At 34.1% G+C, this 22188-nt stretch carries 21 protein-coding genes; 6 read left to right on the forward strand and 15 right to left on the reverse strand.

What is annotated here, in order from left to right; translation table 11 throughout:
• Positions 1-4: 4 nt before the first annotated feature.
• From G7A72_RS14250 to G7A72_RS14270, 5 genes are all read left to right on the forward strand, one after another.
• Positions 5-175 carry a CcoQ/FixQ family Cbb3-type cytochrome c oxidase assembly chaperone gene (locus tag G7A72_RS14250; RefSeq protein ID WP_113634284.1) on the forward strand — a complete coding sequence of 57 codons (171 nt, stop codon included), beginning with the start codon at positions 5-7 and terminating at the stop codon, positions 173-175.
• A gap of 27 nt (positions 176-202) precedes the next feature.
• The gene (locus G7A72_RS14255; protein ID WP_165152935.1) at positions 203-1102 is read left to right on the forward strand and encodes a cbb3-type cytochrome c oxidase N-terminal domain-containing protein; all 900 of its coding nucleotides are present in this window, start codon (positions 203-205) and stop codon (positions 1100-1102) included.
• Positions 1103-1169: 67 nt separating this feature from the next.
• Entirely contained in the window at positions 1170-2588 is a 1419-nt protein-coding gene (gene ccoG / locus G7A72_RS14260) for a cytochrome c oxidase accessory protein CcoG (protein ID WP_165152936.1), read from the forward strand.
• A 41-nt stretch (positions 2589-2629) separates the two neighbouring features.
• A complete protein-coding gene (locus G7A72_RS14265; protein ID WP_165152937.1) occupies positions 2630-3082 on the forward strand; it encodes a FixH family protein in 453 nt (150 codons plus the stop codon).
• 72 nt (positions 3083-3154) lie between these two features.
• Positions 3155-3856: a sulfite exporter TauE/SafE family protein gene (locus G7A72_RS14270; protein WP_165152938.1), complete on the forward strand. Its 702-nt coding sequence runs from the start codon at positions 3155-3157 to the stop codon at positions 3854-3856.
• A 71-nt stretch (positions 3857-3927) separates the two neighbouring features.
• Here the strand turns inward: G7A72_RS14270 and hemN are convergent, their stop codons facing one another.
• The 8 genes from hemN to G7A72_RS14310 form a co-directional block, all read right to left on the reverse strand.
• On the reverse strand, positions 3928-5292 hold the full coding sequence (gene hemN, locus G7A72_RS14275; protein ID WP_165152939.1) for an oxygen-independent coproporphyrinogen III oxidase: 1365 nt from the start codon (positions 5290-5292) through the stop codon (positions 3928-3930).
• A gap of 132 nt (positions 5293-5424) precedes the next feature.
• A complete protein-coding gene (locus tag G7A72_RS14280; RefSeq protein ID WP_165152940.1) occupies positions 5425-5901 on the reverse strand; it encodes a hypothetical protein in 477 nt (158 codons plus the stop codon).
• Between the two features lie 111 nt (positions 5902-6012).
• Positions 6013-6360: a hypothetical protein gene (locus tag G7A72_RS14285; RefSeq protein ID WP_165152941.1), complete on the reverse strand. Its 348-nt coding sequence runs from the start codon at positions 6358-6360 to the stop codon at positions 6013-6015.
• Positions 6361-6504: 144 nt separating this feature from the next.
• Complete coding sequence (locus G7A72_RS14290; RefSeq protein WP_165152942.1) at positions 6505-8517, reverse strand: DUF349 domain-containing protein; 2013 nt, start codon at positions 8515-8517, stop codon at positions 6505-6507.
• A 323-nt stretch (positions 8518-8840) separates the two neighbouring features.
• Positions 8841-9590, reverse strand: coding sequence for a shikimate dehydrogenase (locus G7A72_RS14295; RefSeq protein WP_165152943.1), 750 nt, complete (start codon positions 9588-9590; stop codon positions 8841-8843).
• On the reverse strand, positions 9590-10987 hold the full coding sequence (locus tag G7A72_RS14300) for a tetratricopeptide repeat protein (RefSeq protein ID WP_165152944.1): 1398 nt from the start codon (positions 10985-10987) through the stop codon (positions 9590-9592). The genes G7A72_RS14295 and G7A72_RS14300 overlap by 1 nt, the downstream gene beginning before the upstream one ends.
• A gap of 340 nt (positions 10988-11327) precedes the next feature.
• Entirely contained in the window at positions 11328-12515 is a 1188-nt protein-coding gene (locus G7A72_RS14305; RefSeq protein ID WP_165152945.1) for an aspartate aminotransferase family protein, read from the reverse strand.
• A 152-nt stretch (positions 12516-12667) separates the two neighbouring features.
• The gene (locus G7A72_RS14310) at positions 12668-14299 is read right to left on the reverse strand and encodes an OstA-like protein (protein WP_165152946.1); all 1632 of its coding nucleotides are present in this window, start codon (positions 14297-14299) and stop codon (positions 12668-12670) included.
• A 275-nt stretch (positions 14300-14574) separates the two neighbouring features.
• Here G7A72_RS14310 and G7A72_RS14315 point away from each other — a divergent pair, with 275 nt between their 5' ends.
• Positions 14575-16443: an alpha-amylase family protein gene (locus G7A72_RS14315; protein ID WP_165152947.1), complete on the forward strand. Its 1869-nt coding sequence runs from the start codon at positions 14575-14577 to the stop codon at positions 16441-16443.
• Between the two features lie 83 nt (positions 16444-16526).
• Here G7A72_RS14315 and G7A72_RS14320 read toward each other — a convergent pair whose 3' ends face one another.
• The 7 genes from G7A72_RS14320 to rsfS all read right to left on the reverse strand — a co-directional run bounded on the left by G7A72_RS14320 (position 16527) and on the right by rsfS (position 22146).
• Complete coding sequence (locus tag G7A72_RS14320) at positions 16527-17300, reverse strand: superoxide dismutase (RefSeq protein ID WP_165152948.1); 774 nt, start codon at positions 17298-17300, stop codon at positions 16527-16529.
• Positions 17301-17307: 7 nt separating this feature from the next.
• Positions 17308-17577 carry an acyl-CoA-binding protein gene (locus G7A72_RS14325; protein ID WP_113666144.1) on the reverse strand — a complete coding sequence of 90 codons (270 nt, stop codon included), beginning with the start codon at positions 17575-17577 and terminating at the stop codon, positions 17308-17310.
• The gene (locus G7A72_RS14330; protein WP_113666143.1) at positions 17577-18230 is read right to left on the reverse strand and encodes a phosphatidylserine decarboxylase family protein; all 654 of its coding nucleotides are present in this window, start codon (positions 18228-18230) and stop codon (positions 17577-17579) included. The genes G7A72_RS14325 and G7A72_RS14330 overlap by 1 nt, the downstream gene beginning before the upstream one ends.
• The gene (locus tag G7A72_RS14335) at positions 18220-19110 is read right to left on the reverse strand and encodes a phosphatidate cytidylyltransferase (protein WP_165152949.1); all 891 of its coding nucleotides are present in this window, start codon (positions 19108-19110) and stop codon (positions 18220-18222) included. Before G7A72_RS14335 ends, G7A72_RS14330 begins: the two co-directional genes overlap by 11 nt.
• A 1-nt stretch (position 19111) precedes the next feature.
• Positions 19112-19714 (reverse strand): lactate utilization protein B/C, encoded by a 603-nt coding sequence (locus G7A72_RS14340; protein WP_113666141.1) that lies wholly within the window; start codon positions 19712-19714, stop codon positions 19112-19114.
• A gap of 116 nt (positions 19715-19830) precedes the next feature.
• Entirely contained in the window at positions 19831-21756 is a 1926-nt protein-coding gene (ftsH, locus tag G7A72_RS14345; RefSeq protein ID WP_113666140.1) for an ATP-dependent zinc metalloprotease FtsH, read from the reverse strand.
• An 18-nt stretch (positions 21757-21774) separates the two neighbouring features.
• A complete protein-coding gene (gene rsfS / locus G7A72_RS14350) occupies positions 21775-22146 on the reverse strand; it encodes a ribosome silencing factor (RefSeq protein WP_113634263.1) in 372 nt (123 codons plus the stop codon).
• Positions 22147-22188 lie beyond the last annotated feature (42 nt).

The raw sequence follows: 22188 nt of genomic DNA on the forward strand, positions 1-22188 counted from the left end.
AGTCATGTTCGAACAAATAAAACATAATATGGAAACGATTGAAGGTGTGGCGATTTATCCCATCTTATCCTTATTGATTTTTTTCGTCTTTTTCGTAGGCCTTGGTTTATGGGTGTTTTCCTATAAAAAAGAAACGATTAGTGAATTAAGTCAAATTCCATTGAGAGACAACTAAATAGTATAATTTTTTAAAATTTAGAAAATGAAAAAATTAATTCCAGCATACGTTAGGGTACCTGTTATTTTCTTCGCTGTATTTATGGCAATGGAATATTTTATTGACTCAGGAGACAGACCTGCTTTTATAAAATTCCCAATGGTTTCCGTATTCTTATTCGTGTTTCTTTTCCTTTTGATAGCAATAGAAATTACCGTGAGCGCAGTTGATAATATTACGTATCACTTGTTGACCGAGGAACAAAAAATCCAATTAAATGAAGCAAGTAATTTAAGTTTCAAGGATAGTGAATGGTACAAGAAATTGATGGCGAAATTGACTAAAACAGAGTCGTTGGATAATGAAGATCAGTTGTTATTGGACCATGATTACGACGGTATCAAAGAGTTAGACAACAATTTGCCGCCATGGTGGGTGTATCTATTTTATGCTTGTATCATCTTTGGAGTTGTTTATATGGTGCGATTTGAAGTGTTAGGTGCTGATAATCAGGAAATGGAGCTTAAGAAAGAAGTGGCACAAGCCAAAATTGATATTGCAGAATACATGAAAACTGCATCGGACATGATGGATGAAAAAACAGTGACCTTACTGACAGATCCTGCAGATTTAGCAGCTGGAAAAGAAATTTTCACAACCAATTGTGCGGCCTGTCACAGAGCCGATGCCGGAGGACAAATTGGTCCAAATCTTACGGATGATAAATGGATTTTAGGGGGAGGAATAAAAAATGTATTTCATACACTTGTAAATGGAGGACGTGACGGAAAAGGAATGATTTCTTGGAAAGGCACATTGAAACCTAAAGAAATGCAGAAAGTTGCCAGTTATATCTTATCCTTAAAAGGAAGTAACCCACCAGATCCTAAAGCTCCGGAAGGTGAGGTTTGGGTAGAAGAAAATGTTACTGTTGCAGTTAAATAACTATTAGAAACACACGTTTTTATTTAGCTTAATAATTATTTTGAACTTGTGTTTTAAATAAAAAAAAATGTCAAAATTACCAGACGAAGCGTTTAGAGATACTATTGGAACGATTGATGAAGAAGGAAACAGAAAATTTATTTTCCCCAAAAAGCCTTCCGGAAAGTTCTATGATTACAGGAAATGGGTGAGTTATTTTTTACTGATTGTACTTGTTGCGAATCCTTTTATAAAGATAAATGGGAATCAGTTTATGATGTTCAATATATTGGAACGCCGATTTAATATTTTCGGATTTCCTTTTTGGCCGCAGGATTTTTATCTTTTTGTGCTCTTCATGATTATCGGGGTAGTTTTCGTCATCCTTTTTACGGTAATTTTTGGACGGATATTTTGCGGATGGATTTGTCCGCAGACCATCTTTTTAGAAATGGTTTTCCGCAGAATAGAATATTGGATTGAAGGCGATCGTGGTGCCCAAATTCGTTTGGAAAAACAAGAATGGAATGCAGAGAAGATCAGAAAGAAAGGCATAAAATGGACTATTTTCCTAATCATTTCTTTTTTCATTGCCAATGTGTTTCTGGCGTATCTTATCAGTAGTGACAAGTTGCTTTTAATGATTGAAGAAGGGCCTGAAAACCATGTTAGCACTTTGGTTTCTTTATTCATATTTACAGGAGTTTTCTATTTTATTTTTGCTTGGTTTAGAGAACAGGTTTGTATCATAGCTTGTCCTTACGGAAGATTGCAAGGCGTTTTATTAGATGATAAATCTATAAATGTTGCGTACGATTTTGTTCGTGGCGAAAAAGAAGTAGGCCGTGCTAAATTCAACAAGCAAGAAGACAGAGCGACTACTGGAAAAGGCGATTGCATCGATTGTAAACAATGTGTAAATGTTTGTCCAACCGGAATTGACATCCGTAACGGGACACAAATGGAATGCATTAATTGCACAGCTTGTATTGATGAATGCGATACAATTATGGATAGCGTTGGTTTGCCCAAAGGACTCATCAGATACGCTTCTGAAGATGAAATTGAGAAAAAAGTAAAGTTTAAGTTCACGCCTAGAATGAAAGGCTATTCAGCTGTATTATTCATTCTAACAGGAATTTTGATTGGATTATTGTTCTTGCGTTCGGATGTTGAGGCTAGTATTTTAAGATTGCCAGGACAATTGTTTCAGCACAAAGGCGAAAATATCAGTAACATATATACTTTTAAAATTATTAATAAAACAAATAATGACTTTGACGATATTCATTTTAAACTTGTTGGAATAAATGGAACTTTAAAAGTGGTTGGAAAACAAGAATTAAAAGTACCCAAACAAGGGATGAATGGTGGAACCTTATTTGTTGAAATCAATCAAAATTTATTGGATAGTGATAAAACAAAATTGAAGATTGAGGTGTATAATGGAAACAAAAAAATTGAAACGGCGACCACTAATTTTTTAAGTCCACGTAGTTTTGATTAAATTGTATCCAATTTGAGGTTCAAAAAATTAAATATAATATCATGAAAATAAGCTGGGGAACAGGAATCGTAATCGCTTTTGGTTTGTTTATAACCTTCATTTTGTATTTTGTTTTTACGGTTCAATCCGATTCAAAATACGATAATGAGTTAGTTGTAGAAGAATATTATAAACATGATGCACATTTTGGAGATGAAATGGCTCGTGTACAAAATGCAGCTGATTTGGCTCAAAAGCCAACAATTAACAATGTTTCAAATGGAATTGAAATAGTATTTCCAAAAGTTTTTGATCCAAAAAATATCAAAGGTAAAGTGTCCCTTTACAGACCGTCTAACAAAAAATTAGATTTTGAAATTCCAATTTCACTATCTGATGCTACTACTTTGCTCATACCTAAAAAAAGTTTGGCAGGCGGTCGATGGGACATTAATATGGAATGGCAATACGATGGAAAATCGTATTTGACTAAAGAAACGATATATATTAATTAGTCCTACAGTAAAAAGTTTTAAAGTACATCAATTGGCTTTAAGCCCTTTTAACTTTAACATTAGAATAAAAAAATGCTTTATACTGCCTTCATTTTCGGTTTAATAAGTAGTTTTCACTGCATCGGTATGTGTGGTCCTATTGCTATGATGTTGCCTGTGGACAGAACGAATCAGACTAAAAAAGCAACTCAAATCATTACTTATCATTTAGGAAGATTAACGGCGTATGCGACAATAGGCTTTGTTTTTGGACTGCTTGGAAAAGGTTTTTTCTTGGCCGGTTTACAACAGAATTTATCCATATTTATTGGTGTAGCCATGATCTTAGTAGTTTTGACTCCGGAGAAAATTTTTGCGAAATACAATTTTTCAAAACCGGTTTTTAAATTAATTTCAAAAATAAAAACAGCTTTAGGAAGTCAGTTTAGAAACAAGAGTTACAAATCCCTTTTTACTATTGGTTTACTGAATGGCTTTTTGCCTTGCGGAATGGTTTATGTTGCTTTGTTTGGTGCTATTGCCATGCAAAGTGAAAGTTTGGGTGTTCTGTATATGATTCTATTCGGATTAGGAACCGTTCCTATGATGAGCAGCGTAGTATATATCAATTCATTTCTTACAATTCCTATTCGAAACCGAATCCAGAAGGCGATTCCATATGTAGCGGTATGTATTGGCTGCTTATTTATTTTGAGAGGATTGGGATTAGGAATTCCTTATATTTCGCCATCCAATATGAGTTTATTTATTCAAGCCGATCCAAATTGTCACTAATTTTCTAATAGTTTAGCATAGAAAAAGCACGCTGCTAGGCGTGCTTTTTTATTTTGTAAGATTGAGAAACATTAAATTGTCATCGAAAACAATTCGGTTTCCGGCGCTTTTCTTTTCAAGCGTAAATCGAATGCCATACAAATATTCCGAACATAAGGCTTTCCTTTTTCAGTAACGGCAATTCCATTGTCTTTAATTATAAGTAATCCGTCGTTTTCCATCTCTTTCAACTGAAGTATAAGCTCTGGAATTTCATTGAAATAACCCTCTTTGGTTTCCCAGGAAGTTTCAAATTGGCACATTAAATTCAGAATGTGTTTTCGGATGATGAGGTCTTCATCGGTCAATAAATGCCCTCTAAAAACCGGTAATTTGTTCCATTCTAAAATTTGGTAATAGTCCTCCAAGTTTTTTACATTCTGGGCAAAACTATACCAACTGTCACTAATGGAAGAAACGCCCAATCCAATCATTAATTGTGTTTTGGATGAACTGTACCCCATGAAATTACGGTGCAATGTGCCATTTTGGAAGGCATCGTATAAACTGTCAGTCTCTAGCGCAAAATGATCCATTCCTATTTCATGATAGCCATTTTCAAATAGTAATTTTTTACCTGTTTCATAAAGCATTCTCTTTTTATCATCTTTTGGAATGTCTTCGTCGTTAAAACCGCGCTGTCCATTGCCTTTAATCCAAGGAACGTGAGCATAACTATAAAATGCCAATCGGTCGGGTTGTAATGATTTTGTTTTCTCTATAGTATCAATTACATCCTCTATTTCCTGAAAGGGCAGTCCAAAAATGATATCGTGACCTATGGAAGTATACCCAATTTCTCTGGCCCAAAACGTAACTTTTGCCACATTATGAAAAGGCTGTAAACGGTGAATTGCTTTTTGTACTTTCTCGGAATATTCCTGAACGCCAAAACTAACTCTTCTAAAACCTAAATCGTACAGCTTTTGCAAATGTTCGTGAGTTGTGTTATTCGGATGGCCTTCAAAACTAAATTCATGATCTTTGGCTTTTTTGGCATGAACAAAAATACCATTTATCAAATCCTCTAAATTTTTGGTAGAAAAAAATGTGGGAGTTCCACCACCCAAATGAATCTCTTTTATAGTTGGTTTTTCTCCAAGAATTTTACAATATAAGGTCCATTCTTTCAAAACGGCTTCTATATACGGATTTTCAACGCCGTGATTTTTTGTAATACGTTTGTTACAGCCACAAAAAGTACATAAGCTTTCGCAAAAAGGCAAATGGATATACAAACTAATACCTTCTGAAGAATTACTCGCTTGAAAGGATTTTTTTAATGTTTTAGCCCAGATTTCATCCGTAAAATCTGTTTCATCCCAATACGGAACTGTAGGATAACTGGTGTATCTTGGCCCCGGAACATTGTATTTTTGTATTAAGGAATTTTTCATGGCAAAATCATTTATTGTTATTCAAAAGTAGAACGACTACTCAACTATTAAAATGATAATTATCATATTGAAGAAACCTTTTGCAAAAAAAAAGAGGCTTTAAAAGCCTCTTGTACAGAATAAATTAATTGTTTATGTCGCTATGCAATCCTGAATCATTTTAGTACATTTTTTGGCTAGTTGATGATCTTCATATAAACAAACTTGACCAATTTGATCATTCTCAATTTTGTAAAACGGTATAAACTCTGTTTCTTTGCCATCTTTGTATTGAAATTCAAATTCAATTTTTAGAATCGTAGTAGTGTTATTCTCCGTTGTTGGAATCAGTTTGCAGGACTGAATTGTATTTAAATCTACAAAAGAAACAACTTCTTCCTCAGCATTAAAATCCATTAAAAGAAACCCTTTGTTTTTTTCGTCTAAAGCCAAGACTTTTTTGTTTTGTGTTTCGGTTATTTCAAAATTAAAGCGATTGTTTTGACTGAATTTATTTTTTATTGCTTTGATTTTTGCTTTGTTAATTGAAGATGACCTCATGGAATAGAATAGAGGAATGGCAATTATTAAAGTTAATATTAATCCAATTATAGTTACGGAAGTATCCATTTTTTATTTTTTAGTTATTTGTAAAACATGATATGTTGAACTGAAATCCAAAGGGAATCAATTCAAAAGGGAAGATACTATATCTTCAATTTACGAAATCAGTGTTTCAAATCACCAAAAAAAATGGAAAGGAAAGAGCAGGAGCGAAACCATCTCACATCGATTGATGTCTTGTTTCGCAAAACGAATAAAGAATATACTACTTTTAAAATCCGGAATTACATTCAGAAAATTTTCCAGATATTTTGCAATCGTATAATCAGGAGTTTTATGATAGGAAGTAAATGTATTACTTACTTGAGGTTGTATAAAATCTGAAGAATGAATGCTGTTCGCAGACAATGAAGAATTTGACTTTTCTATTTTAATGGTTTGAACAGGAACTTCACTTGCACTAAAAGCAAATAAAAAAACTATTAAAAGTCCAATAAAAACAAGTGTTTTTCGAAACCAATTCATTTTGTAAAAATAAAATTTCGTTTTAGATTACTATATTTATTTCTAATAAATGAAAGTTAAAATTTGAATGCAGAAAATCATTTTTATAAATAAGCCTCGAACTAATATTGTCCGAGGCTTATAGTTTTAAAATAATATCAAAATTTACTCTATTTTCAAATTTCTCAATTGTTTTAGTTTTTCTTTCCAAACATCAAGACTTTCTTTATGAATAGCGATGTTTTTGCGAACTTCTAATACAATTGAATTTTCTTTTTTAGCATTTCTCGTATTGGTGAAGAACTGAATGTTATTTTCCAATTGGAAAATTTCGTTCTGTACTTCGTCAATTTTACGCATGATAAAAATCTTTTCATTATCAAGTTTGCGAGTATCATGACTTTCAGATAAATGATCCATTCTATTAGCGAAACGCATCATATCAGTATCTTTTTTACTCAAACTCAATTTTTCAAAAAGTGCATCCAGGATTTTATTGAATTTCCCTTCAATATGTCTTCTTGGGAAAGGCACTTTTCCAAAGTTTTTCCAAGTTTCAATATGTAATTTAATTGCGTCTAAATCCGTTTTATGGTCTCCAGTCAACTGAAATTCTCTCAACGTTTCTAAGTAGGCTTTTTTATTATCAAAAGCTTCTACTTCTTCACTGTTCTCTTCGTTTTTCTGCTCTTTTAACTTGTCAAAATAATGGTTACAGGCATCCTTAAACTCTTTCCAGATTTTATCGGAATATTTTCTTGGCACATGACCTATCTGTTTCCACTCATCCTGAATTTGTTTCATGATAGGTGTTGTAGCGGCAAAATCAGTGCTTTCTTGTAATTCTCTAGCTTTGGCAACAAGTGCTGTTTTCTTATTTAAATTGTCATTTTGATCTTTCTTAATGTCTTTATAAAAAGAGTTTTTGAAAGAATTAAAGTTTCTGACAGCAGTTTTAAAACTGGCCCAAGTTTCCTCATTTACTTCTGATGGTACTTTACCTGCAGAGAAAAAAGCTGTTCTTAAGGCTTCAACTTTTTCTATTTGAGCTAGCCATTGCGCATGAGCATTGACTTTCTCCGTAGCTAAAACTTCAATTTTAGCAATTATCTCTTTTTTATTTTCTAAATTCTCAAGTTCTGTTCCTCTTTGATTTTCGAATAAAACCTCACGTTTATCGTGCATTTGTTTGGTCAAATCGCTAAATTTATTCCAAATTTCATCGCGGTGTTCTCTGGAAACGGGACCAATATCTTCTTTCCAGATTCGGTGTAAATCCTGTAATTCTCTAAACGCTTTATTGATATCGGCTTCTTTCACCAATTCTTCAACACGCGCCACAATTTTTTGCTTTTGCTCTAAGTTATGTTTGAAATCCAAGTCTCTCGCTTCTCGGTCCAAATGTAAATAGTCGTAGAAATTTTCCACATGAAAATGGAAGTTGTTCCAAACGTGATTGTATTTATCCTTCGGAATTGGTCCTGCATTTTTCCATCGTTCTCTTAAATCATTAAAATGCTTTAAAGTGTCTTTGATGTTTGCCTGCGGATTAATCAACTCCTTCAATTCCTCAACAATTGCCAAACGGTTTTCTAAATTGGTTTTTAGATTCGTTTGTAAACTTTTGAAATGGGTATTTTTAGTATCTCTAAATTGAGTGTAATATTTGTCAAATTGAGTCTTTAATGGAGAATGGTATTGAAAATCTTCATTTGGATCTTGATTTTCTGCAAGGAATTCCTCTTTTTTCTCCTCAACAAGATGGTTGTATTTTGCTAAGAATGCTTTTTTAATTTCTTCAATATGATCCTTAAACGACATTACTTTTTCATTAGAAACCAAACTTTTAAGCTCGTCAACCAGTGATTCAAGTGACAAAGTATCGTAATCCTGCATCGGTATATCATGGCGCTCTTTCAGCGTTTCATCTTCACTTTCTTCCGCGTTTGATTCTGCTATTGCATCAGTGGCCGATTGATTTTCTGTCTCAGCAGTTGGCTCTGTTTTTACAACTTCATCTTCAGCTGGAATAACAACATTGTCCTCTGCCGGAAAATCGCTAGGCTCCTCAATTGACGCACTTTCTAAACTTTCAGGTACTGATTGATTAGATTCAACAGCTTTGTGCTCTAAATTTCCATCTGCCTCAAGCAGGTTATCGTTCTTTTCTTCTAACATTTTTTCAATGTGTAAGGTTTCTAATTAGATTCAACACGAAAGATAGTAAAGCAGTATGAAAATACAAAATAAAACCCCTTATTTATTGTCATTTTAGGTTACAAAATATTTCTTTTTGGAGCATTTTCCTGCTGTTCGCTGTATCTTTTTTGTTCGCCCAAAAGGCTCTCAAAAAAGGATGCCGCTTCCATCAGGGCTAGGGTTTTGCGATTTCAAGTTTATGTTTCTTTAGATCACAATGGTGTTACAAACGAAAAAACATTCAATAAAGAATGTTTTCTGAAGCATACAAATAGGTCTATGAAGTTAATTCTGTTTTTAGATTATTTATTCCAAATCTTCCAGGCTTTCTCTGCTTGAAAAATAAGCATATCCAGACCATTTTTGATTTGTGCGCCCTGTTGTTTCGCTTTTTTTAGGAATTGGGTTTCTGCAGGATTATAAATCAAATCATAAGCAATATGCTTGTCTGTGAAAAATTCGTATGGAATTAATGGAAACGCATCGACATTAGGACTTGTTCCTACCGGAGTAGCATTTATAATGATTTGGTAATTGTCAAATGTGGTTGCATTGATTCGGTCATAATCAATTCCATTTTCTTTGGCTTCTCTTGAAACAAAAGTATAGGGGATTTTAAGTTCGTCCAGAGCAAAAGCGACTCCTTTTGAAGCGCCTCCAGTTCCTAAAATCAAAGCTTTTTTGTGGTGTGGTTGCAATAGTAGTTCTAATGATTTTTTGAAACCATAGTAATCTGTATTGTAGCCTTTTAATTTTCCTTTTTTGGTAATTCTAATGGTGTTTACAGCGCCAATTATTTCCGCTTTTTTTGATAATTTATCCAAAAATGGAATTACCGTTTCCTTGTATGGAATAGTAACATTCAATCCTTTTAAATCCGCAGTGTTTTTAATTACCTCTGGAAAGCCTGTTATTTCTGGAATATCAAAATTTTCATAGCTGCAACCTACAAAGTTTTCGTTATTAAATTTGTCAGTGAAATATCCTTTCGAAAAAGAGTAACTAATGTTGCGTCCTAATAATCCAAAGCGTTTTATAACCGTATCAACCATTATTGTTTTTTATGTTTTGCAATATAATTCTGCACCATTTTTTTTGTCCAAACTACAGGGAATAAATCTTCTAAAAGGATGTAATTGTCAAAATTCAATCGCAAAGCATTGCTTAAATGGAATTTTGCTTTAGTATTATCAGTTAACATAAAATACAGTCCTGCCAAACGGTATTCCACTTCGTTCTCTTCTGGAAAATATTCTGAGGCTTGTAACAAGGTTTGAATAGCACTTTCGAATTCACCTAAAAATTGCAAAATATCTACCCAAAATAACCAAGTATCTAAACTGTAATCACCAAATTCGACTGCTTTTCTATATCCAAATTCAGCTTCTTCAAAGAAATTCATTTGCTTGTTGATAGTCGCAAAACGTTTCCAGTACAAACGGTTTTGGTTGTCAATAGCTAATGCTTTGTTGACAAAAAATAGCGCTTTTTGGTAATTTTTCTGACGGACGTAAAAGTCAGTTATGGCAATCCAACCTTTATCTAAAAGCGGATCTTCATGAACAGTTTGATTAAAATATTTTAATGCCAGCGCTTTGTTGCCTAATCTTTCATAACATTTTCCCATTCGAAGTAGCGCATAGGAAGTTGCGTCATCTAATTCGATGGTTCTGCTATAGCTTTCAATGGCTTCTTCATATTTTTTTAATCGCTCATACGCTTTTGCTTTTTCCATGAAAGCACCAAGGAATTCATCATCGATTAATGTGGCATAATCAAAGGCGCGAATCGCATTTTCATATTCTTTAACGCCATAATGCAAACGTCCCAGTTGATGCCAGGCAATTTCACTGTACGGGTTTTTGTCAATGTATTTTTTTAAATAGCTGATTGCTTCTTGGTTTTGGTCCAAAAACTCAAAACAATATACCACGTTGTATAATGCGGATTGGTCTTCCAGATCTTCTTCTAAACATTTGATAAAGCTTTCTTTTGCCATTTCAAGATTGTCCATAAAGAGGTATTCCATGCCTATTAAATTATAGACATCAGCAAAATCATCGGTGTATTTTAAAGCTATTTTTAGTAATTCAACTGCCTTTTCGTGTTGGTCTCTTTTAGAGCAGATATTGGCTTTTTGAATGTAAATTTCTTCATTTGTTGGTTCAATGGCATACAACTCATTCAAGAGCTTTTCGGCTAATTCGAGTTTGTCATCATAGACCAGCATTTCCACCTGAACTAGTTTTAGTCCGGTAGATTTTGGGTGTTGTTCCAAAGCTAGTTTTAGTGCTTTTTTTGCCAAAGCGGCCTTACCCATATCGAGATAATGAAGAATAATTTCTTCAAATTCTTCGGAGTCAAAAAAGAGTACTTTGTTGGTTTTCAACATAGACTCAAATTTCGACAGGGATAAGTTATAGTCTTCTTCTTCGTTGCTTAATTGCATACTGTGTGTTTTTAATTTGGCCTAAATAAATTTAGGGAATCGTGCGTGTACTGTGAGGGAAAGTTAGAATTGTTGTGAACAATTTAATTAACAAAAAAAGCGTTGGTTTAAACGGATGCCATAGCCCTGATTACTTCACTATACTTTTATTTTAATTGGAGTGCAGTGAACTTCGTTTGAAGTGGAAATCCCACGCTTTTCGCGTGGATTGCAACGTATAGCGGGACACGAGCGCAGCGAACTGACGAAGTAAATAGCTCCCAATTTTTCTAATTGTTTTGAATAGGTATTTCAAAATATATTCAATCGTTCAACTTCTGCAATCAAAAATCGTTAATCATCATTCTTCACTCAGCATTTCATCCATTACTTCAAGTATGATACTACAACCTTCTCGTATTTCTTCTTCAGAAATGGTTAGAGGAGGTGTTATTCTAATGGCGCAACCTTCAAACAGCAACCAGAATAAAATGAGTCCTTTGTCTTGACATTTTAGAATCACTTCGTTTGTTATATCGACACTTTTGGTCATTGCGGCTAGCATCAATCCTTTTCCTCTTATTTCTTCTATCAAAGGATGTACCAAAAGTGATCGGAATAGCTTTTCTTTATCCATAGCATCGGCCATGAGATTGGTCTCAGTTATTTCCTGCAAAGTCGCTAAGCAGGCTGACGCAATGACAGGGTGACCTCCAAAAGTGGTGATATGTCCTAATTTTGGATTATCGCTCAACAAATCCATCATAGCACAGGAAGCCGTAAAAGCGCCCACTGGCATGCCGCCGCCCATTCCTTTTCCCATAACCACGATATCAGGAATTACATCGTAATTCTGAAATCCAAAAAGTTTTCCGGTTCTCCCAAAACCAGGTTGGATTTCGTCCAGAATCATCATGGCGCCAACTTCGGTGCAACGCTCGCGCACTTTTTTAAGAAAATCATTGTGTGGCTGAATAAATCCAGCACCACCCTGAATGGTTTCTAGAATAATTCCAGCCGTTTTGGGGGTTATTTTTTGTAAATCTTCTTCGTTGTTGAAGGTGATGAAATCAACATCAGGAATCAACGGACGAAAAATTTGTTTGCGTTCTTCAAATCCCATAACACTCATAGAGCCCATAGTATTGCCATGATACGCATTGTGACACGAAATCAATTGGCTTCTGCCGGTGGTTCTTCTTGCGAGTTTTAATGCACCCTCAATAGCTTCTGTTCCTGAATTGACCAGGTAGGTTTTGTCTAAAGGAGCAGGCAGGTGTGACGCTAACAATTTGCAATATTGAACCGCAGGACTTTGTGAATATTCGCCATACACCATGACGTGAGAGTATTTGTCTAACTGATCTTTGATGGCTTGATTGACTCTCGGGTGTTGGTGTCCCAAAGCGCAAGCCGAAACTCCAGCTACAAAATCCAAGTATTTCTTAGAATTAGTATCGTAAATATAAGAACCTACAGCATGTGACACTTCCATACCCAATGGATAGGGTGAGGTTTGCGCTTGGTATTTTAAGAAATCAGTATTCAATTTTTTAGAAATTTAACCGCAAAGTTCACGAAGTTTTTTTCGTAAAGTTCACGAAGTTTTTTAAAAGTATTTTTTAATCGGATATCCTGAAAGCTGTTGTCTGTAGCTTGAGAATGAAAACTGCTCCCGAAACTTCGGGATGAACACTAATACTATTTTTTCACTTTCTTCTTATCATAATTCAGCGTTTCTTTTCGGATTTTCATAGGAATGTCCTCTTTGGCTTCAGACACCTTGGTAGCTTTTGCTATTTTGTCGTTGTCTTCATTTTCTTCGGGAGGAAAAATATCATCCTTCGATTTTATTCGTTCATCGCCGCGCCAGACTAGTCCTCGCAGTTTCCTGGCATTTTCTGGTAAATCCTTTTCCGGAAAAATATCGCCATCTATTTGTTGAAAAAAGGTAATGGTTTCGACCTCATTATCTTCAATAATAAGGTTGATTTTACTGCTTTTGTTTTTGTTGATACCTATGAGCTCTTGCGCTTCGTTTCGCATGTAATAAATTACTTCGGCATTTTTTACGACATCAACATCATGAAGTTTTCCCTCCTCAAACTTGCCATAGAGATCTTGTCCCTTGACTTGATTATAGCCAGTTCCTATGGTGTCTTTGGAGACGATGAATGTATTATTGAGCACTTTGAGTGAATCTAGTTTTTTTGTTGTATTATTTCCTATAAGATGCATAACATCACCAGTAATTTGATTTTCTGCGTTCCAAAGTATCGGATTGCCAATCATTTTTGTCAAAGCTGTTTTAGAACTCGAATGAATCGAATCACATTTACCACTCATATCCGTTTTGAAGAATCGAACATTATTGAACGCTCTTATAATTCGGTTTCCTTCTTTTCCAGTAACCATTAATTTTTTTCCGTGGATGTAAACTGAGTCATTTTCGACAAAATTCACGGCAACGGCTCTTTTGGTCACATACATGGAATCCAGTTTTTTATACACTTCGGCATAATGCCCCTTTACGATTCCGCGATTGATGGAATCCGTTATTTTTACATTTCGTGTTGCCGATGCAAATTCTCGGTTTCGATCATAATACAAACTGTCGCCCTTAATGACCCGATCATCATATCTGATGTAGGATTTATTTAGGAAATGCGCCAGATTTTTTTTGGTGTCATAAAAGCCTTTTTCGGTATAAATGTAATTGGCTTTACTGGTAATTGTTGAAGGTCCAAAAAGATATGAATGCCCGGAATTACTGAAATAATCCAAGTGATTTGATTTAATTAAATACGTTGGATTTGTGATGGTAACCGCAGTCAGGAACTGGAATTTTTTTTGTTTAACGTAATATCTTCCTGAATTACTTTTAAGGGTATTGTCTTTGTTCGTAATTGTCCCTGGAGTATCATAAAATACTTCTTGAATGTTTCGGTCAAAATTAATTATTTCTGTGGTCAGAGTTGCATCTGGTGAGCTCATTACGGCATCTCCGGAAGCATAAGCTTTTTTTACATTTCCGTTGTATTCCGCATATTTGCTGTTCAAAAATAAAGTATCGCCTTGCACCATTTGTACATTTCCAAAAGCCTTTATGTAGTTTTCCTTTTGGAAATAATAGGCTTTATTACAGGTCATTACAACGCCATCATGATTCACACGTACGTTTCCAATAAGCAACAATGCATCAGGAACTTCTATTTGATTTACATCGGCAAAATCAGAGTTTTCTACAATAATTTTTTTTGGGGCTTGCGCCAAAACCAAATTAGTGACAAGCAGTAGCAAACAATAACGAAGGAAAAACAGTGATTTCTTCAATGGATTAAATTTTTGTCAAATTTATGAAAAAGGAAACAATCCTAATCCATATTAGGATATATTTATAATTAGTCCATGGGGAGTTAAAGCTATGGCTTTTCCTTCTGAAAGTTATTAACAAATGCAGTTACTCCTTCGTTGTAGTTTTCTTTTTTTAAAACGGAATTATTTAATTTAAAACGATATGGACTTCTTTATATTTAAAAAATATTAAATTTAAAAATTGATATTCATTTTGTTGTTAAAAGAATTGAAATCAGTATAAATAATTTTATATGAAGGAAAAAATAACTATTGTTGCAGGGATAAGCATGGTGCTTTTTGCAACGGCTTGTAAAACGAAAGATTTAAAAATGAACGTAGAACAGAAACAGTTAGTCAAGAATAAAAAAGAAGTTGTCTATCAGGTTTTTACCCGATTATTCGGAAATAAAAATACCACCAATAAACCTTGGGGAACCATTGAGGAAAATGGAGTAGGGAAGTTCAATGATTTTACGGAAACAGCATTGCAGGAAATCAAGGATTTGGGAGTTACTTATATATGGTACACCGGAGTTCCGCATCATGCCGTGATACGGGATTATTCCGCTATTGGTATTTCCAATGATGATCCGGAAGTGGTCAAAGGACGTGCTGGTTCTCCATATGCCGTAAAAGATTATTACAATGTAAATCCAGATTTGGCAGTCAATCCTGAAAATCGTTTGCAGGAATTTGAAGCCTTAATTGCGCGAACTCACAAAACGGGATTAAAAGTGATTATCGATATTGTTCCCAATCACATTGCGCGCAAATATGAAGGAAAGAGCAATCCGGTAGGTGTTAAAGATTTTGGTGCGGATGATGATACAACTGTTGAATACAAAAGAGACAATAACTTCTACTATATTCCAAATGCACGTTTTGAAATTCCCGATGCGGATAAACCTTTAAATGGAGAAAAGAATCCATTGATTGATGGAAAATTTGAAGAAAGCCCTGCAAAATGGACTGGTAATGGTTCCCGTATGGCAAAACCCGACCGTAATGACTGGTATGAAACGATAAAAGTAAATTATGGTATTCGTCCGGATGGCTCCAAAGATTTCCCGGAGCTTCCAGCTGGTTTCAATACTAAATCGTATCAGGAACATTTCGATTTTTGGAAAGGAAAAGATGTTCCAGATTCTTGGAATAAATTCAAAGACATTGCGTTGTATTGGACTGCAAAAGGAGTGGATGGTTTTAGATTTGATATGGCCGAAATGGTTCCGTATGAATTTTGGAGCTACATGAATTCAGCCATTAAAGTAAATAATCCAGATGCTTTTTTATTAGCCGAAGTGTATAATCCTAAAGAATATAGAAATTATATTCATCTGGGTAAAATGGATTATTTGTATGATAAAGTAGAAACCTATGATAAATTGAAAGATATCATTCAAGGTAAATCATTACCTGATGGCTTATCAGACATACAAAACGGAATGGCAGATATTGAGCATCACATGTTGCATTTTCTGGACAATCACGACGAACAGCGATTGGCAAGCCCAGAATTTGCAGGAACGCCACAAAAAGGAAAGCCTTTGATGGTGGTTTCGACTACCATCAGCACTTCGCCTACAATGGTTTATTTTGGTCAGGAAGTAGGAGAGGCCGGCAATGAAAATGCAGGCTTTGGAACTCATTCTAGGACTTCAATTTTTGATTATATCGGAGTTCCGAGTCATCAACGCTGGATGAACGACGGGAAATTTGATGGAGGTCAGTTGACAAAGGATGAAAAGGAGTTGCGTGATTTTTATAAAAAAATATTGAATTTCTCTTTGAATAGTTCGGCTTTAATGGGTAAATACCAAGAAATTCAAACACTTAATCGCCAAACAACTCAAGGTTACGATCCTGGAATTTATGCTTTCACACGCTGGTCTGATACCCAAAAACTAATAATTGTCACTAATTTTTCTTGGCTTACGACCAGTAATTTCGAATTAAAAATTCCTACAGATATCATTCAAAAATGGAAATTGAAAGATGGAAATTATACTACAACGGATCAGTTGTATCATAAAAGTGCTGTTCAACTTCAGGTTTTGAATGGTGAAGGCAAAGCTCAAATTACAATCGCACCTTCAGAATCATTCATTTATCAATTGTAAAAAGAGTTTTTTATACTAACAAAAAGACAAAAAAAATGCTGATATAAATTTATATCAGCATTTTTTATGATTAGAAACGAACGCTATTTTTTTGCAGCAGCATCGTAATTTTCTTCCACTTTTCTCCAATTAATTACATTGAAAAATGCATCAATATAATTTTTCCTTCGGTATTGGTAATCTAGATAATAAGCATGTTCCCAAACATCTAATGCTAATACTGGTGTTCCGGGAATAAGTGCATTACGCATCAAAGGATTGTCTTGATTTGCGGTACTTGTTATTTGAAGTTTTCCAGTTCTATCAACTATAAGCCAAGCCCAACCGGAACCAAATTGTTTTGTTGCTTCATCTTTAAATAGTGACGTAAAGTTATCGAAAGATCCAAAATCTCTTGTAATAGCTTCGGCTAATGCATTACTTGGTTCAGCACCAGATTTTGGTGCCATGCATTTCCAATATAAGGAATGATTGTAAAATCCACCGGCATTATTACGAATTACAGCATCGTTAGGATCTAATTTGGCTAATACTTCTTCTATTGTCAAATTCTCTAAAGGAGTTCCTACTATGGCTCTATTCAAATTATTTGTGTATGTTAGATAGTGCTTGGAATAATGCATTTCTAAAGTTGTGGCTGATATGCTAGGCGATAATGCATCATAAGCATAAGGCAACTTGTCCATTTGAAATGATCCTTCATCAGCTTTCACGTCATCAGGAGAGCCAATGGCTATTTTTTCTTGAATATCAGTTGGTAAAGGGACTTCAACTACTTCAATTAATTTTTTGTCATTGCAGGATTGTAATGTCATTAAGAGAATTACAATAGGACCTAAAAAAAATAAATTTTTCATGATTAGATTATTTTTTTAACAGAGAATGAATTAATTCGATATACTGTTCTTTAGATTCATCCGGACTCAGATGACTGATTTGCATCCAAGCATTGGTTTTAAAAGCATCTCTTAAATGGTAAGAAGAATTTTGTTTTAGATCTAAAGTTCCCAAGGTAGCTTGTTTGTAAAACGCATACAGTCGCAATTGAACATCTTGTGGTAAAGATGCTTGTGTCATTTCGGAGGCTATTTCTACAGCTTCCAGAAATCGGGTATTTAAATCTTTTTCAATCATTATGCTTTGGTCGCAATTACTGTCTTTCCTCCAATTGCTTTTTGGTTTAATACGACATTTATAGGTGTTCCAAGAGGTAAAAAAATATCAACTCTAGAACCAAATTTTATGAAACCAGCATCAGTTCCCTGAACTACTTGAGTTCCTTCTACTGCATAATTTACAATTCGTCGGGCTAGTGCACCGGCAATTTGTCGGTATAACACTTCACCAAAGGTTTTGTTTTCGATAACAATAGTTGTTCTTTCGTTTTCCTCACTTGCTTTTGGATGCCAAGCCACTAAGAATTTTCCAGGATGGTATTTGCTGAATTTTACTAGTCCACTTAAACCATATCGCGTAACGTGTACATTGATTGGAGACATGAAGATTGATATTTGCAAACGTTTTTCTTTGAAATATTCGCCTTCATAAACTTCTTCTATAACCACAACTTTACCGTCAACAGGAGCCAGAATCTGATTGTCATTAAGTACAACAGTTCTTTTAGGGTTTCTGAAAAATTGTAAGATGATGATCAAAAGCAATAACGCTGCTATTTGAATGGCCATTTTAAGCCAATTGGTGTCTATGAAATTGTCAGACAATAAAAGGACAACAGCTGTGAAAATGGTGCCTAATAAAATAGATTGGGTTCCTTCTTTATGAAACATAGTTTAAAATTTGATAAAATAAAAATATAATTGGTGCTACAAATATAACACTATCTAAACGATCTAGTATACCTCCATGGCCAGGCATTATGCTTCCGCTGTCTTTTACTCCTGCAATACGCTTGAATTTGGATTCGATTAAGTCTCCAATAGTCCCTGCAATTCCTACAATAACAGCTATAGAAGTCCATATTAATATGGATCTCTCACTAAATTCAGGATTGGCCTTGATGTAATATTTTGAGATTAAATATCCCGCTAAAATGGCAAAAAGTATTCCGCCTAAGAATCCTTCTATCGTTTTTTTTGGCGAAATTTTTTCGAATAATTTTGTTCTTCCTATAGATTTACCAACAATGTAAGCAAAAGTATCATTTGTCCAGATCAAGATAAATAATCCAATTATGATTTTAGGATTATAGTCATTGATACCAAATGAAATTTTAGTAATAAACACAAAAGGCAAAATTATATAGCCTAATAAATACAAATATTTGGAAGAAGTGCTTATTTTTTGAATGTTGTCATAAAACAAAAAAAGAATACATTTTATAGAAACAACTAAAGCTATCACTAATAAAACAATATCCAACTGTTGTATATTTATATCAATTATATAATCAGTGTTTAAAATCTGATTTAAAGTGTTTGTAGTAAGTGTATTGTAGTGACTCACTAAAGTTACAAGAGCATATATAACTATGCCTAAAATAATTGGAAAAACTTTGTGTATTGAAACTAAATTACAAAATTCATAAACTGTAATGATAAGGAATATACCAAAAAGGATAAAAAAGCTTTCTGTTGAATATAGAATAGAAGCAAGTAATAGAATAATATAAACCGCTCCAGATATACCTCGTTTTAGAGTTTCGTTCATTTTAAAGATCTTCTAAAAGCAATAAATAAAGATTTTTAGCTGAACTTCCGTATTGTGTAAAGTCTTCTTCTTTGGCTTTCTCGAAATATTTTATTGTAGTAATGTTGGTAGGATAATCTCTTTCGTACTTCTTTTTAATGGCGCTTAATCCATCACTTTTAGCACCAAGGATTTGGCTTGTTTTAGCTAAAACAATAATGTTTGCGGGTAATTCGTTTGGTTTATGCTGTTTGATCTGTTTGGATGAAAATAAAATAGAACCTTCATCTGCAATTAAATTTTCACAACTAGCAAGAAGGAATTTAGGATTTACAGGTTTGTCATACGTAAGTTTATTATCCTCAAGCATGCTAAAAAGTGTTGGGTCATAACATAAAACTTCACTTTCAAACCAGTCGTTTTCTTCTAATATATTTTCAAACTGCTCTTTTACTTCATCAGCATTTTCACAATACAAAAATTTGCCTCCATTTTTTTTAAAATTAAAGATAAATTGTTCATCAATAGAGATAGCGTTTTCAGTATGGGATTTACTAAATTCACTTTCTTTATCTTCCTCAGAAGTAGAATTACTAGAACCAAAAATTTTTCTAAAAAGACTCATATTTCTGTAAACTGCTATAATTTGTTAATTGAAAACGTCCAAAGATAAAAAAATCTTAATTCAAAAGTAGTTTTTGAATTAAGATTTTAAAAATAATTAAATATTGATGTTTTTTTCTAAGATACTACTTCTTCTAAATTTTTATCAAAAGTTCTTTTTCCAAAAATAGCTTCTAAATCATCTTTGAAGATTACCTCTTTTTCGATTAAAATATTTGCCAATTGATTCAGTTTGTCTTTGTTTTCTTCTAATATTTGAATGGCTCTTTGATACTGACTTTCAATTAATAATGAAATTTCTTCATCAATAACTCTAGCTGTTTCTTCAGAATATGGTTTAGAAAAGTTGTATTCACTTTGTCCTGTTGAATCATAATAAGTGACATTTCCTATTTTATCATTCAGTCCATAAATCGTTACCATAGCACGAGCTTGTTTGGTCACTTTTTCTAAATCACTTAATGCACCAGTTGAAATTCTGTTGAAAGTTACTTTTTCAGCAGCTCTTCCACCCATTGTTGCACACATTTCATCAAGCATTTGGTCTGGACGAACAATTAGTCGTTCTTCCGGTAAATACCAAGCAGCACCTAAACTTTGACCTCTAGGAACAATAGTTACTTTGATTAACGGAGCAGCATGCTCTAACATCCAACTTACCGTTGCGTGACCTGCTTCATGGATTGCAATTGCTTTCTTTTCATCAGGCGTAACAATTTTGTTTTTCTTTTCAAGACCACCAACAATTCTGTCAACAGCGTCAAGGAAATCTTGTTTGTCAACAGCAGTTTTGTTATTTCTCGCAGCAATCAAAGCAGCTTCATTACATACATTTGCAATATCAGCACCTGAAAAACCAGGAGTTTGTTTGGCTAAAAATTCGGTATCTAATCCTTCAATTTTTTTCAAAGGAGCTAGGTGAACTTTAAAGATTTCAGCTCTTTCGCGAATGTCCGGCAAGTCTACAAAAATTTGTCTGTCAAAACGACCAGCTCGCATTAATGCTTTATCCAATACATCAGCTCTGTTTGTCGCAGCCAAAACGATTACGTTAGAATTTGTTCCAAAACCGTCCATTTCTGTCAGTAATTGGTTCAATGTATTTTCACGCTCGTCATTTCCGCCTGACATATTGCTTTTTCCTCTTGCTCTACCAACTGCATCTATTTCATCAATAAAGATGATAGCAGGAGATTTTTCTTTTGCTTGTTTGAACAAATCACGCACACGTGACGCTCCAACACCTACAAACATTTCCACAAAATCAGAACCTGATAAAGAGAAAAATGGTACTTGAGCTTCGCCGGCTACGGCTTTTGCTAATAATGTTTTACCTGTTCCAGGAGGACCAACCAGTAAAGCTCCTTTTGGAATTTTACCACCAAGATTGGTGTATTTTTCAGGGTTTTTAAGGAATTCAACAATTTCTTGAATTTCTTCTTTCGCACCTTCTAAACCAGCTACGTCTTTAAAAGTAGTTTTGATATCCGTTTTTTCGTCAAATAGTTTTGCTTTTGATTTTCCAATATTGAAAATCTGACCGCCACCACCTGCGCCACCACCTGACATTTTTCTCATGATAAAGATCCAAACGGCAATAATGATAATGATAGGTAATAAACTAATTAAAATATCCGACCAATTGTTTTTTGGTAAGAAATTGAAATCTTTCAATTTACCTTCTGCAACTGCCTTTTCCAGTTTATTTTGAAATATTTGATCGTTACCAATGTCAAAGGTATAATGTGGCCCTTTATTTGGTCGGTCAAAAACATCTTTAGAAACTTTCTTGTGAACAGCATCTTTCATTGCTGCAGCGTTTAGAAAAACTTCTGCTTCCGTTTTATTGTAAACAATTACTTTTTCAATTTGGCCTTTCTCTAAATAATCGTTAAACTTAGAAGAAGTCAATTGTCCCGGTTCGTTTAAACTTGAACCATTGGTTATAAAACTTATAAATAAGAAAATTAATAATATTGCAGCATAAATTAGCCAAGGGCTTACTTTAAACTTATTCGGATTTGGATTATTTTCTTTAGCCATTACTACGGATATATGTCTTTAGTATTTGTTTTCTATGGTTGTTATTTTAGCATCGCCCCATAAACTTTCGATGTTGTAGTATTCGCGGATGTGTTTTTGAAATACATGAACTACTATGTTAACATAATCCATCAAAACCCATTCTGCGTTGTCAGTACCTTCAACATGCCAAGGCTTGTCTTTCAATTCTTTAGAAACTGTTTTTTGGATCGAGTTTACTATGGCGTTAACTTGTGTATTTGAATTACCGTTACAAATGACAAAATAGTCGCACACTGCCGTGTCTATTTCTCTTAAATCAAGGATGGTAATGTCATTTCCTTTTACTTCTTCTATTCCCTTAATGATGTTCGCCAATAGGTCATCATTATTTATAGTCTTTTTCGCCATGAATTATTTTTATATAAGTTTGTAAAGTTACCATTTTTTGTG

Source organism: Flavobacterium sp. Sr18, from assembly GCF_011064265.1.
Classification (GTDB): domain Bacteria; phylum Bacteroidota; class Bacteroidia; order Flavobacteriales; family Flavobacteriaceae; genus Flavobacterium; species Flavobacterium petrolei.

Coding starts and splice junctions, on each gene's coding strand:
- G7A72_RS14300 (WP_165152944.1), bottom strand. CDS start 10,987: ATGCAATTAAGCAACGAAGAAGAAGACTATAACTTATCCCTGTCGAAA.
- hemN (WP_165152939.1), bottom strand. CDS start 5,292: ATGAAAAATTCCTTAATACAAAAATACAATGTTCCGGGGCCAAGATAC.
- G7A72_RS14265 (WP_165152937.1), top strand. CDS start 2,630: ATGAAAATAAGCTGGGGAACAGGAATCGTAATCGCTTTTGGTTTGTTT.
- ftsH (WP_113666140.1), bottom strand. CDS start 21,756: ATGGCTAAAGAAAATAATCCAAATCCGAATAAGTTTAAAGTAAGCCCT.
- rsfS (WP_113634263.1), bottom strand. CDS start 22,146: ATGGCGAAAAAGACTATAAATAATGATGACCTATTGGCGAACATCATT.
- G7A72_RS14255 (WP_165152935.1), top strand. CDS start 203: ATGAAAAAATTAATTCCAGCATACGTTAGGGTACCTGTTATTTTCTTC.
- G7A72_RS14250 (WP_113634284.1), top strand. CDS start 5: ATGTTCGAACAAATAAAACATAATATGGAAACGATTGAAGGTGTGGCG.
- ccoG (WP_165152936.1), top strand. CDS start 1,170: ATGTCAAAATTACCAGACGAAGCGTTTAGAGATACTATTGGAACGATT.
- G7A72_RS14290 (WP_165152942.1), bottom strand. CDS start 8,517: ATGTTAGAAGAAAAGAACGATAACCTGCTTGAGGCAGATGGAAATTTA.
- G7A72_RS14340 (WP_113666141.1), bottom strand. CDS start 19,714: ATGAGTCTTTTTAGAAAAATTTTTGGTTCTAGTAATTCTACTTCTGAG.
- G7A72_RS14320 (WP_165152948.1), bottom strand. CDS start 17,300: ATGAAAAATTTATTTTTTTTAGGTCCTATTGTAATTCTCTTAATGACA.
- G7A72_RS14285 (WP_165152941.1), bottom strand. CDS start 6,360: ATGAATTGGTTTCGAAAAACACTTGTTTTTATTGGACTTTTAATAGTT.
- G7A72_RS14335 (WP_165152949.1), bottom strand. CDS start 19,110: ATGAACGAAACTCTAAAACGAGGTATATCTGGAGCGGTTTATATTATT.
- G7A72_RS14330 (WP_113666143.1), bottom strand. CDS start 18,230: ATGTTTCATAAAGAAGGAACCCAATCTATTTTATTAGGCACCATTTTC.
- G7A72_RS14325 (WP_113666144.1), bottom strand. CDS start 17,577: ATGATTGAAAAAGATTTAAATACCCGATTTCTGGAAGCTGTAGAAATA.
- G7A72_RS14295 (WP_165152943.1), bottom strand. CDS start 9,590: ATGGTTGATACGGTTATAAAACGCTTTGGATTATTAGGACGCAACATT.
- G7A72_RS14270 (WP_165152938.1), top strand. CDS start 3,155: ATGCTTTATACTGCCTTCATTTTCGGTTTAATAAGTAGTTTTCACTGC.
- G7A72_RS14280 (WP_165152940.1), bottom strand. CDS start 5,901: ATGGATACTTCCGTAACTATAATTGGATTAATATTAACTTTAATAATT.
- G7A72_RS14315 (WP_165152947.1), top strand. CDS start 14,575: ATGAAGGAAAAAATAACTATTGTTGCAGGGATAAGCATGGTGCTTTTT.